The 12568-nt window shown below is 61.7% G+C and carries 7 protein-coding genes; all 7 read left to right on the top strand.

Translation table 11 applies throughout. The annotated features are described in order from the left end of the window. The first annotated feature begins 29 nt into the window (after positions 1-29). The 7 genes from ppsA (at position 30) to A9404_RS06445 (ending at position 12289) form a co-directional block, all read left to right on the top strand. Entirely contained in the window at positions 30-2447 is a 2418-nt protein-coding gene (gene ppsA, locus A9404_RS06475; protein ID WP_066099436.1) for a phosphoenolpyruvate synthase, read from the top strand. Next, positions 2444-3427, top strand: a complete 984-nt coding sequence (locus A9404_RS13615; protein WP_066099435.1) for an LOG family protein — start codon at positions 2444-2446, stop codon at positions 3425-3427. Before ppsA ends, A9404_RS13615 begins: the two co-directional genes overlap by 4 nt. 23 nt (positions 3428-3450) lie before the next feature. After that, on the top strand, positions 3451-4836 hold the full coding sequence (locus tag A9404_RS06465; protein ID WP_066099434.1) for an MBL fold metallo-hydrolase RNA specificity domain-containing protein: 1386 nt from the start codon (positions 3451-3453) through the stop codon (positions 4834-4836). A gap of 195 nt (positions 4837-5031) precedes the next feature. Next, positions 5032-7566, top strand: a complete 2535-nt coding sequence (glgP, locus tag A9404_RS06460; RefSeq protein ID WP_197490457.1) for an alpha-glucan family phosphorylase — start codon at positions 5032-5034, stop codon at positions 7564-7566. A gap of 285 nt (positions 7567-7851) precedes the next feature. Next, positions 7852-9045, top strand: a complete 1194-nt coding sequence (locus tag A9404_RS06455; protein WP_066099433.1) for an S-methyl thiohydantoin desulfurase domain-containing protein — start codon at positions 7852-7854, stop codon at positions 9043-9045. A 20-nt stretch (positions 9046-9065) separates the two neighbouring features. After that, a complete protein-coding gene (locus tag A9404_RS06450) occupies positions 9066-10043 on the top strand; it encodes a sensor domain-containing diguanylate cyclase (protein ID WP_066099432.1) in 978 nt (325 codons plus the stop codon). Positions 10044-10534: 491 nt separating this feature from the next. Beyond that, entirely contained in the window at positions 10535-12289 is a 1755-nt protein-coding gene (locus A9404_RS06445) for a methyl-accepting chemotaxis protein (protein ID WP_066099431.1), read from the top strand. Positions 12290-12568 lie beyond the last annotated feature (279 nt).

The raw sequence follows: 12568 nt of genomic DNA, 5'->3' as shown, positions 1-12568 counted from the left end.
AAAATTTGATCACATCAGGGAGATGCGTCGTGGGTACGTTCAAATACATCCGGTTTTTCGAGGAATTGGGGATCGAGGACGTCCCGCTCGTCGGAGGCAAGAATGCCTCCCTCGGCGAGATGTACCGCAAGCTGACGTCCGAAGGCGTGCGCATTCCCAACGGGTTTGCGATCACGGCGGAAGCCTATACCTACATGCTGGACCAGGCGGGCGCCTGGGAGGCGCTGCACGATGCCCTCGACGACCTCGATCCCGAGGATGTGACGGATCTGGCCCGCCGCGGCAAGCGTGCCCGGGAAATCGTGTACGGTGCCGGCCTGCCGGACGATCTGGCTGCCGAGATCATCGCCGGCTATCGGCTGCTGCAGGAAGAGTACGGCGAGGATCTGAGCCTGGCGGTGCGCAGTTCCGCCACCGCCGAGGATCTGCCGACGGCCAGTTTCGCCGGCCAGCAGGATACTTATCTCAACGTGCAGGGTGACGAAAGCCTGCTCGACGCCTGTCGCCGGGATTTCGCCAGCCTGTTCACCGACCGGGCGATCCACTACCGGATCGATCAGGGCTTCGATCAGTTCAAGGTGGCGTTGTCCATCGGCGTGATGAAGATGGTGCGTTCGGATCTGGCCTCATCCGGCGTGATGTTTTCCCTGGATACCGAATCGGGCTTTCGCGACGTGGTGTTCATCACCGGGGCCTACGGCCTGGGCGAGAACGTGGTGCAGGGGGCCGTGGATCCCGACGAGTTCTACGTGCATAAGCCGACCTTCACGGCGGGGCATCGGACGGTGCTGCGTCGCAGCCTGGGCGCCAAGGCGGTGAAGATGGTGTATGTGGATGGCTCGACGCGTCACACCACCCGAAACATCGCTACCAAGGAGACCGAGCGCCAGCAGTACTGCCTGACCGACGCTGATGTGCTGGAACTGGCCGAATATGCGCTGACCATCGAGCGGCACTATGACCGTCCGATGGACATGGAGTGGGCGAAGGACGGTCTGGACGGTCAGTTGTATATCGTTCAGGCCCGGCCTGAGACCGTGGCCTCGCAGCGGCGGGTCACGATGCTGGAAAGTCATGTGCTTGACGGCAAGGGCGAGGTGCTCATCACCGGGCGGTCTGTCGGGGAAAAGATCGCCAGTGGTCGTGCGCGGATCATCACGCATGTGGATCATCTGGCGGACTTCCAGCCCGGCGAAGTGCTGGTGGCCGACATCACGACGCCGGACTGGGAGCCGGTGATGAAGACCGCGGCGGCGATCGTCACCAATCGCGGCGGGCGAACCTGCCACGCCGCGATCATCGCCCGGGAGCTCGGCATTCCCGCCGTGGTCGGTGCCGGGGAGGCCACCACACGCATCCCCGATGGGGACGAGATCACCGTTTCCTGTGCGGAGGGCGATACCGGACGTGTCTATAAGGGAGCGGTTCCCTATCACGTGGATCATACGGAAGTGGGGGACATCCCCCGCCCGGCCACCGAGATCATGATCAACCTCGGCAATCCGGAGCTCGCTTTCAAGACCTCCTTCCTGCCGAACGACGGCGTGGGGCTTGCCCGGATGGAGTTCATCATCAACGAGTCCATCAAGGTTCATCCGTTGGCGCTGCTGCACCCCGAAAAGGTCACGGTCGCCGACGCACGCAAGACGATCGACCGGTTGATCCACGGCCATGCCGACGGCGCGTCCTTCTTCGTCCAGCGCCTGTCCGAGGGTATCGGCACCATCGCCGCCGCCTTCTGGCCCAAGCCGGTCGTGGTGCGAATGTCCGACTTCAAGTCCAACGAATACGCCAGCCTGATCGGTGGCAGCGACTTCGAGCCGGAAGAGTCCAACCCGATGATCGGTTTCCGGGGCGCCTCCCGATATGCCCATCCCGCCTACGCCGAGGGCTTTCGCCTGGAGTGCCTGGCGATGAAGCGCGTGCGTGAGGACATGGGCCTGACCAACGTGATCCTGATGCTGCCGTTCGTGCGCCGCGTCCAGGAGGCGGACGACGTGCTGGCGAAGATGGCCGAATACGGCCTCAAGCGCGGCGAGAACGGGCTGCAGGTCTACGCCATGTGCGAGATCCCCAATAACGTGATCCTGATCGATCAGTTCGCCCGGCGATTCGACGGTTTCTCCATCGGTTCGAACGATCTCACCCAGCTCACCCTCGGCGTCGACCGCGACAGCGAGATCGTCGCCTTCGACTACGACGAGCGGGACGACGGCGTGAAGGAGATGATCCGGCTGGCGGTCGAAGGCTGCAGGCGCAACGGTATTCACTCCGGTCTCTGCGGCCAGGCGCCGTCGGATTATCCCGAGATGGCCGAATATCTGGTGCAGCTCGGTATCGACTCGATGAGCCTGAACCCGGATACCGTGATCGCTACCACGCGGCATGTGCTGGAACTGGAGGCAGGGTTGGGGCTAAAGCCCCGCGATGACGGGCGAGACGCATGACCCGCCGCCGTCACACCGAGATTCCCCAGCCGCCGCACCCCATCGAGCGTCGTGAGCCGCTGCCCTGGGAGCATCCCAAGTCCCCGGAGGAGGATGCCGAAGTCGCCGCCCGCCTGCAGGCGATCATGCAGGATCCTTCCTACCTCGAGCCGGACCGCGACGTCGATTTCCTGCATACCGACACGACCCGCGGCGTCCGGTTGCAACTCGACTACCTGAAGGCCGAGCAGGCGCTGACGCATCATGACATCCGCCATTGCATCGTCGTGTTCGGCAGCACCCGTCTGCGCGAGCCGGAGACGGCGCGTCGACAGCTGGCCGCCGCGCATCACGAGTTGGCCGCCCATCCCGGCGATGCCCGCTGCGCCCGTGCCCTGCGTCTGGCGGAACGGCGCATGGAGCTATCTCGATACTACGATGTGGGTCGCCAGCTGGGTTATCTCGTGGGCAAGGCCGGCGAGGGCCCGAAGGACTCGCGTCTGGTCGTCATGACGGGCGGCGGACCCGGCGGCATGGAGGCCGCGAATCGGGGCGCCTTCGAGGCCGGCGCGAAAACGGTGGGGCTCAACATCACCCTGCCGCGCGAACAGTATCCGAATCCGTACCTCACGCCGGGGCTCTGTTTCCAGTTTCATTATTTCGCCCTGCGCAAGCTGCATTTCATGAAGCGGGCGGCGGCCATCGTGGCCTTGCCGGGCGGCTTCGGCACCCTGGACGAATTGTTCGGGGCGCTCACCCTGATCCAGACCCGCAAGGTGCCGCCCATTCCCATCGTGCTGGTGGGCGAAGCCTACTGGCGCAGCGTGTTCGACGTCGATTTTCTGGTGGACTCGGGCAGCATCGATGCCGAGGACACGGAATTGTTCTGGTATGCCGAAACGGCGGAAGAAGCCTGGGCGGGGATCCGCGCCTGGCACAAGGCCAACGGCAGTTCGCTCTTCAACGGCGCCTCGGATGCGGCCGCCAATACCCCCTCATAACCCATCAAGAGGCAGTCATTCGCATGAAGCTTTCCTTTCACGGCGCCAACCGCGACGTCACCGGCTCCTGTCATCTGCTCCACGCCAAGGGGTTGCGTATCCTGATCGACTGCGGCCTGTATCAGGGTGGGCGCGAACTCGACGAGGAAAATGCCGAGGACTTCGGCTTCGACCCGGCCAGCATCGACATCCTGCTGCTCACCCACGCCCATCTCGATCACTGCGGGCGCATCCCGTTGCTGGTCAAGCGGGGATTCACGGGCGAGATCATCACGACGGCCGCGACCCGTGAACTGACGCGGGTCGTGTTGCTGGACGCGGCCCATCTCCAGGAGGAGGAGGCGGAACGCCATAGTCGTCAGGCCCACCGTCACGGTCGTCGCCCGCCTCCTGCGCTCTATGGCACGCTGGATGCGCTGAATGCCCTGGATCAGTTCGGGCGGACGGCAAACTATGGGGAAACCATCGAACTGGCGCCGGAGCTGACGGCGACCTTCTACGATGCGGGGCATATCCTGGGATCGGCCAGCATCCGCATCGAGGAGACTACGGGTAAGCGCCGTTCCATCATCTTTTCCGGCGATCTCGGCAACAAGGGGCGGCCGATCCTGCGTGATCCTCAGGTACCGCCCAAAGCGGATGTGGTCGTCATGGAAACGACCTATGGCGATCGCGCGCACAAGGCGCTGGCCCCGTCGATCGACGAGTTCTACGATGCCATCACCGAAACCTTTGCGCGCGGCGGCAACGTGATCGTGCCCACCTTCGCCCTCGAGCGGGCGCAGGAAATTCTCTATTACCTGCGGGAAGGCATCGAGGCGGGCCGCCTGCCGAAGAATCTTCCGGTGTTTCTGGATTCCCCCATGGCGATTTCGGCCACCGAGATCTTCCGCCGTCATCCCGAATGCTACGACGCCGAGGCCTGCGATCTGTTCAACAACGGCAAGGATCCATTTGCGCTGCCCGCCTTGCGATTCGTCCGGGAAACGGCCGATTCCATCGCCCTGAACCGCCTCGTGGGCGGCGCCGTGATCATGGCCGGCTCGGGGATGTGTACTGGCGGTCGCGTCCGACACCACCTTCGGCACAATCTCTGGCGTAAGGAATCCAGCGTGGTGTTCGTCGGTTTCGCCGCACCCGGTACGCTGGCGCGCGTCCTGATCGACGGTGCCAAGCGGGTCAAGCTGTTCGGCGAACAGATTCCCGTCCGGGCGAAGCTCTATACCATCAATGGCTTTTCCGCCCATGCCGACCAGGCGGAACTGTTGGACTGGCATGGCGCCCTGAAGCCGGAACGGACAGTGCTCGTGCACGGTGAGGAAAAGGCCATGCGTACCTTCGCCGATTTGATTGCGGCGCGGAAGACGAAGGTCAGCATGCCGAAGAAAGGGGATGAACTCTCGTTGTAACCCGGGTTTTTCCCCGGAACTGCGTTGCATTTCGCTTGTGTGCATAAAGCACACCGCGCTCAATGCGCCTTGTTCCGGGAAAAAACGGCCTACGTCGCTGGTTTGGATTTAGTGTGAACAGGCCCTAGGGCACCCGGCCCGACAATTCCAGATTTGCCGAATCGCACGGTCCCGTACCGAAGGAGGGCATCTGTCATGATCGATCTGAAACCGTATTTACCCCGGGAGTTGCCCCCCCCGCTCGAGGCGCTGTCGGTTCTGGCACTGGATCTGCGTTGGAGCTGGAACCACGCTTCTGATGAGCTGTGGCGGCTGATCGATCCGGATCTCTGGGAGGCCACGGGCAACCCCTGGCTCATCATGCAGAGCGTTTCGCGTGAACGGTTGGATACCTTGGCCGCGGACGAAGCATTCATGAGCGAGTTTCAGCGCATCATCCGGGATCGGGCCGAGAATCTTGCCGAAACCACCTGGTTCGATCGCGTCGAGCGCGGGGAGGAACTGGGGCTCGTAGCCTATTTCAGCATGGAGTTCGGGCTCAGCGAGTCGCTGCCGATCTACTCCGGTGGTCTCGGGATTCTGGCCGGGGATGTGCTCAAGACCGCGAGCGATCTCGGGGTGCCCATGGTGGGTATCGGCCTGCTCTATCAGCAGGGCTATTTCCGTCAGGCGATCAACGGCAATGGCGAGCAGCTGGCCTATTTCCCCTTCAACGATCCGGCGATGCTGCCGATTCTCCCCCTGCGCGATGCTTCCGGCAGCTGGCTGCGAATCCAGGTGGAGTTGCCCGGACGCAGCCTGCAACTGCGTTGCTGGGACGTGCAGATCGGGCGGACGCATCTCTATCTGCTCGATGCCAATCATCCGGTGAACAATCCCCGGGATCGCGGGATTACCGGCGAATTGTACGGTGGCGACAACGAAACCCGTCTGGCGCAGGAAATCATTCTGGGCATCGGTGGCTGGCGATTGCTGGAAGCGCTGGATCTCCCGGTGCGCGTCTGCCACCTGAACGAAGGGCATGCCGCTCTCGCGGTGCTGGAGCGGGCCGCCCGTGCGATGCCTCAACTGGACGTAGACTTTGTCACGGCGCTCCGCGCCACACGGGCCGGAAACATCTTCACGACCCATACCCCCGTGCCCGCGGCCTTTGACCGGTTCGATCCCCTGTTGGCGCGGCAGTATCTCGAACCGTATGCGACGCAATGGGGGATCGATCTGGACACGCTGCTCGATCTTGGCCGCGGCGTATCGGATGGGGCGGACGCGCCATTGAACATGGCCTATCTCGCCTTGCGGGCCAGTGGGGCGGCCTTTGGCGTTTCCCGTCTGCATGGCAGCGTCTCGCGGGCGTTGTTTGCCCCGCTTTTCCCCCGTTGGCCGCTGGACGAGGTGCCCATCGGCCACATCACCAATGGCGTGCATACCCCAACCTGGGATTCGCAGGCGGCCGACGCCCTGTGGACGCGGGCCTGTGGCAAGGCTCGATGGAGCGGCGAAATCAAGCCGGTGGCGGAGAAGGTCGCCGTACTCGACGACGAAACCCTGTGGAATTTCCGTGCCCAGCAGCGGCATGGCCTGATCGGCGCGTTGCGGGCCCGCATTGCCCTGCAACGCGCCAACCGCGGCGAACCGCAGGATCGGGTGGCCGCTTCCGTCAATCTGCTCGACCCCAATACCCTGACATTGGGGTTTGCCCGACGCTTCACGGGCTACAAGCGACCCAATCTTCTGCTGGAACAGCCAGAACGACTGGCTCGGCTGCTGAGTGATCCCCATCGCCCCGTGCAACTGGTGCTGGCGGGCAAGGCACATCCCAAGGATGGCCCCGGGCAGGCCATGATCCGGCAGTGGTTCGAGTTCATCCGGCAGAACGAGGCGCTCAGCCGACACGTCATCTTCATCGAGGATTACGACATGGCGCTTGCGGCCGAACTGGTGCAGGGCGTCGACGTCTGGATCAATACCCCGCGTCGACCCTGGGAGGCCAGCGGCACGAGCGGCATGAAGGTCCTGGTCAACGGGGGGCTGAATCTGTCCGAGCTCGATGGTTGGTGGGCCGAGGCCTATACCCCGGATGTGGGCTGGGCGCTGGGCGATCGGGCGGAGCACGATTCCGATCCGGTCTGGGATCGACACGAAGCCGAGATGCTTTATCAGGTGCTTGAGGAATCCGTGATCCCCGACTTTTACGCGCGGGACGCCCGGGGCATCCCGCAGCGTTGGGTCGCCCGCGTGCGCGAGAGCATGGCGCACCTCACCCCAGTCTATTCGACGAACCGGATGCTGCGGGAATACGTCGAAACCTATTACCTGCCCGCTGCACGGGCCGTGGGCAACCGATTGGCGCGTGGCGGTGAGGCGGCTCGTGCACTCCAGGACTGGGCGCGCCGCATTGATGCGCACTGGCCGGCGGTGCGCATCGGGGGCGCCAATCTCGGCGTAGAGGCGGGGGTATTGCACGTTGATGTTCAGGTATTCCTGGATGATCTGCAGGTTGACGATGTCTGCGTGCAGTTGTTTGCAAACTCGGTAGAAGCGGATACCGCGCCGGAGAGACATGTGCTGGTGCGCTCCGAGCCGCTGCCCGGCGCCGTGAATGGCTTCCATTACACCGCGCATGTGGCCACGAACCGCTCCGTGGCCGACTACACGGTTCGGGTCGTGCCGAATCATCCCCTGGCGTCAATCCCGCTGGATTCGCGGCACATCCTCTGGGATCACGAATGACTTTCGATGCGGTGGTTGAGTTCTGCCGGATTTGCGGGTGTTCGATCCTTGAATTCACGAAAAATGGAATAAAAACGCCCTGATTCGCGTCGGCTCCGGGGTACCGTCGATGATCCAATTTCCCGCTGGCTATCCCGGGTGGCTTTAGGGTAATCTTCTTTGTTGTCGATGGATAAAACGACGTAAAAATCATGGGGATGTGTCGATTTGTGGGATATTGTCCCACTTATCGGCTCGGAATTGAGTGCCTGCCTGGCTGCAGGTGACCCACCAAAGGAACGAGACATGGCTGGTCTTGAGTATGGGCTGAACGACTTTCGGCAGATCGCGGCGGGTGCCGCCGTGCTTGGCAGCGGTGGCGGGGGAAGCTATGCCGATGCCGTCCGCGTACTGAACGAACTGGAACAGCGGGGGTGGTCCGGTTCGGTGGTCGTGCAACCCTATGACGGTGCCACCAATGCCTGCGTCCTCGCCCTGATGGGCTCTCCGGACGCGGCAGACACCCTGACCCTGGCCGACATGGAGCGTGCCATTGCGCATACGGTCTGTACCTTCGAGGTGGCCACCGGAATGGCGCTGGGCACGGTGGTCCCTGTCGAAGTCGGTCCCGTCAATTCGCTCATTCCCTTGATCGCCGCAACCCTGTCCACCAATTCGATCGCCTGGGTGGTGGATGGGGATGGGGCGGGCCGCGCCGTACCGGAATTGCCCCAGACCACCTACAGCGGTTGCCGAGCATTGGCTGCGACGCCCTGTGCGCTGGCGGACGACGCCCGATCGCCAGAGGCGGCGCAATCCGCGGTGCTGCGGGCGCCCACCGCGGCCCAGGTGGAGTCGCTGGCGGGGGGGATCGTCGCCACTGCGGCTTTCGGCAGCTTCTCTGGGATTGCACTCTGGCCCTCCAATGCGACCAACGGCTATGCCCTGAGCGAGGGGTATCTGTTCGGGACATTGTCCCAGGCCCATGCCTTGGGTGAATACCTTCTCGCCGGCTCGGTGCCTCGCAGGACTGTCGATGTCGCGAATCGGATCGCGGAACTGACGGAACGGGTCGCCACACCGGTCGCGACCAACTTCTACATCACCGAGGTGAGCGAGTCGACCAATGCCTCGTCACTCGATGCGGGCATCATTCGCCTCGACAACACGCCGGACCCGATTAACAGCGCGGCCACCGTCTATCTCTACAACCTGAACGAAAATCTGATCATGTATTCGAGCGAGCAGACTGACCCCTGCGTCATCGCTCCGGATTCCATCTGCTATTACTCGGAAAGTACGGGGCGTGGTTTTTCCAACGCCACTGATGATCTGGCGACATACTTCGACTTCAGGACAGGGCGGAGTACGGGATTGGCGGTCAGTGTCATCAAGGTCGCTGCCGTGCCCGCTTTCACCTATGCCCCGGGTGTGCTTGCGTCCTTCGCGACATTGTTGCGCAAGATCGGCTTTGCCGGCGCGTTACCTTATTCCGGTTAAGTGGCGGTTGAGTGGGTGGAATGGACGATTTCGACATCAACAAGGAACGATTGGAACTGGCCCTGGAGGCAGCCGGTCTCGACCTCTGGGAAAACAATCTTGTTACGGGGGAAGTGACCCGCAAGGTTTCCAAGATATTCGCGGAACTGGGTTACGGCGAACACGAGTCCGGGGCCTACATGGATGAATTGTTCAAGCTGATCCACCCGGATGATATCCCGGTGATCCGCTGCGCCGTCGAGTCACACGTCGCCGGGGATAGCGCCCAGTATCGCTGCGAGTTCCGAATTCGAGCCAAGGATGGTCGGTGGGTCTGGTTTGCCAACTACGGCAAGATCATGGATCGTCATTTGGAAACGTCCGGGCAGCGTTTCATCGGCGTCACGTTCAATATCGACGACCGCAAGCGGCGCGAGGCTGAACTGTCTGCGGCCAATCGCAAGCTGGTTCGCCAGAACGCATTGCTCGAAAAGATGAATCTGATGCTGCAATCCCTGGCGACAACGGATCCGCTGACTGGGATCGCCAACCGACGGCAGATCATGGAGGTCGGAGTCAGCGAAGTGCAGCGAGCCCTTCGTTTGGCGCATCCGCTGTCCTTGCTCGTGGCGGATATCGACCTGTTCAAACAGGTGAACGATACCTGGGGGCATCCCACCGGGGATCGGGTGATCTGTGCCGTGGCGGATGCCTGTCTGCGCAGCGTTCGCAGCGACGTGGATATCGTTGGGCGGATCGGCGGTGAGGAATTTGCCTTGATCCTGCCCGAAACCGATGGCACCAACGCGCAGGGTCTGGCGGAGCGATTGCGCGCTACCGTGGCAGCCCTACCGATTTCCGCCGCCGAAAATGCCGTTCTTTCCGTGACGCTCAGTATCGGGGTGGCCACCCTTTCGCCCACCTGTACCTCGTTCAGGGATCTGCTGATCCAGGCGGATCGGGCACTGTATGGTGCCAAGGACTCGGGGCGGAACTGCGTGCATCTGCTCCCTGCCTGAGCTGCATTCCTGTTCGCCGGATCGGTGCGGCCCTGAGTTGCACGCCAAGGTGCACCATCTCTCCTTTGCCCTGGTCATGCCGAGTGGACGGCGTCCTTCCTACCCATTCCGATCACGTTGCAACCATCGTCCATCGGCTTGGTAAAGGCGGGCCTTCTTGCCGTTCTTGTCGTAAAAAGCGCGTTTTGTCAGAGCGTTAATGTCACGGACTGCACGTAATCCGTGCGTCGATAGCGCCAAATCCGCCTCGAAACCTGGAAATACGCCCCTTAACGAGAATATCCCCGGTAATGGTATGGATATTGCTGTGTTTTCCCCCGGCCTGGTCAGTCGTGCCGCCCGCGTATTGGATGAGCACGCTTCTCTCCGGTACATGCTTGGGGGTGGCCGGTGCCGAAATGACACGTCTTGGGTGGGGTTCTGAATCTTCCTTTGGATTGGTCTGAAGATCAGTGCTTCGATCGATAACTACATAATAAAGAGATGGATTCGTGAAAAAAAATCTTCCAGTTACGCAAAATAGCGTTACCTTCTCCGATGATGATTTTCTGGTTTCGACGACGGATCTCAAGGGGATCATTACCTACGTCAACGACAACTTCATCAATGTGAGCGGTTATTCCCGAGAGGAACTGATCGGTAAGAATCACAATACCGTTCGTCATCCCGACATGCCGCCCGCCGCATTCGGGGACTTGTGGCAAACCCTGAAAAGGGGGGAGTCCTGGCGAAACCTCGTGAAGAATCGCTGCAAGAACGGCGACTTCTATTGGGTGGATGCCTATGTCAGCCCCATCTACAAAGGCAAGGAGATCATTGGCTATCAGTCGGTACGTACGCGACCGACGGACGCACAAATCGCGATTGCCGAGCGTCTCTATCGCCAATTGAACGACACTCCGGATGCCGTCGTGCCCCGCAAGCGACAGATCACGAATCTGTCCGCGCTGATGCTGATTAATATCGGCATGTTGGGCCTGATGCTGTTTCAGATCGTCAATTTTCTGCTGTTATTGCGTGGGGCGGATCATCTGTCCACCATGCGTTTCGTGATTGGTTTGCTCGGTGTTTTGTGGCCGATTCCCATGTATTTGGTCATCCGGTCGCTGTTCGCGCCGATTCATCGCACGGCGCACTGGCTGCAAAAAATCACCGCTGGCGAATTGCGTGAAAAAATCGACGTGCTTGGGCGTAACGAGGTGGGGGTGATTACCGAGTCCACCAAATCCTTGCAAGCCCGACTGATTACGGTGATCGGCGAATTCACGGAGTCTTCGGTGACCCTGTCGTCGGTGGCCGAGCAGCTATCGAGCAGCAGTGAACAGTCGGTCAAGGGGCTCGAGCATCAGATGCGGCAAACCGAGATGGCTGCGACGGCAATGAATCAGATGACCGCCAGCGTGCAGGATGTGGCGCGGAACGCGGCAGAGACCGCCGAGGCCGTGGCGCAGGCCCAGAAGCAGACGGCCGAAGGGCAACAGGAACTGCAGCGGACGCACGAAGCGATCAACCAGTTGTCGGCGCGGCTGGATGGCACTGCCATGGTGATTGACACGCTGCGCACCAAGGGCGATGCGATCGAGAACGTGGTCAAACTGATCAGCGGCATTGCCGACCAGACGAATCTGCTGGCGTTGAACGCGGCGATCGAGGCGGCGCGTGCCGGCGAACATGGGCGCGGGTTCGCCGTGGTGGCCGACGAGGTGCGTTCCCTGGCCGCCAAGACCCAATCTTCGACCATTGAAATCCGCGACATGATCGAACAGTTGCGCAGCGGGATCGTCGAGGCCGTGGACGTGGTCCAGCAGGGACACAGCCAGATGGAGAACGTCAAGGAACGGGCGACGGCGACCGAGCAGGCGCTAGGCTATATCAATACGGCGGTGCAGCGCATCGGTGACATGAGTGCGCAGATCGCCACGGCCACGGAAGAACAGAGCATGGTGGCCGAGGAAATGAATCGCAACATCACCGAGATTCGTAGTCAGACCGACACGGCCGCGAGCCTGAGTCGGGACAATGCGTCATTGGGTATCGAAATCGAGGCACTGTCTGATGATCTCAAGCGGATCGTGTCGGCCTACAACCTTGGTTCGAGCAACCAGACCGTCAAGCGCCTCCCTGGCAGAAGGCTGTCTCATGCGATGGTTGAGGAGCGGTCGAGCTCCGCGGCGTTGGCCACACGCACGCGCCGTGCGGTACCTCGGTCTCAAGGGGCAGTCACCCCCGCGCGCGGGGCAGTTTGAGCCCAAGGTTCTGGCTCGGGAGCATCGGGTTCGAGGGGGGGGGAATCCGTTGTTCTTGAATAGGTGTTTGCCGGAACTTCATTGCGAATGGCGCTCCGATGCTTGATTTCTCAGTCTGTCCCCGTCCAAAGAAGCCCCTTCCCCAGACCCCATAGCGCGCAGTCTGTTCAGGACCGCGCGGTGCGCTTCTCATGAGGGATCTAAAACTTCGAACCCAGAACCTCGAAGGCCCGCCGATGTACGCGACATCGATATTTCTGTGCCACTGTCATGAGCTTG

Source organism: Halothiobacillus diazotrophicus (genome assembly GCF_001663815.1).
Taxonomy (GTDB): Bacteria; Pseudomonadota; Gammaproteobacteria; order Halothiobacillales; family Halothiobacillaceae; genus Halothiobacillus; species Halothiobacillus diazotrophicus.
The sequence above is the reverse complement of the archived record's forward strand: the minus strand, read 5'-3'. Positions and strand labels throughout refer to the sequence as shown.

What these genes read in the sequence shown, in the direction of transcription:
- A9404_RS13615 (WP_066099435.1), top strand. Translation starts at nt 2,444, where the DNA reads ATGACCCGCCGCCGTCACACCGAGATTCCCCAGCCGCCGCACCCCATC.
- A9404_RS06465 (WP_066099434.1), top strand. Translation starts at nt 3,451, where the DNA reads ATGAAGCTTTCCTTTCACGGCGCCAACCGCGACGTCACCGGCTCCTGT.
- glgP (WP_197490457.1), top strand. Translation starts at nt 5,032, where the DNA reads ATGATCGATCTGAAACCGTATTTACCCCGGGAGTTGCCCCCCCCGCTC.
- A9404_RS06455 (WP_066099433.1), top strand. Translation starts at nt 7,852, where the DNA reads ATGGCTGGTCTTGAGTATGGGCTGAACGACTTTCGGCAGATCGCGGCG.
- A9404_RS06450 (WP_066099432.1), top strand. Translation starts at nt 9,066, where the DNA reads ATGGACGATTTCGACATCAACAAGGAACGATTGGAACTGGCCCTGGAG.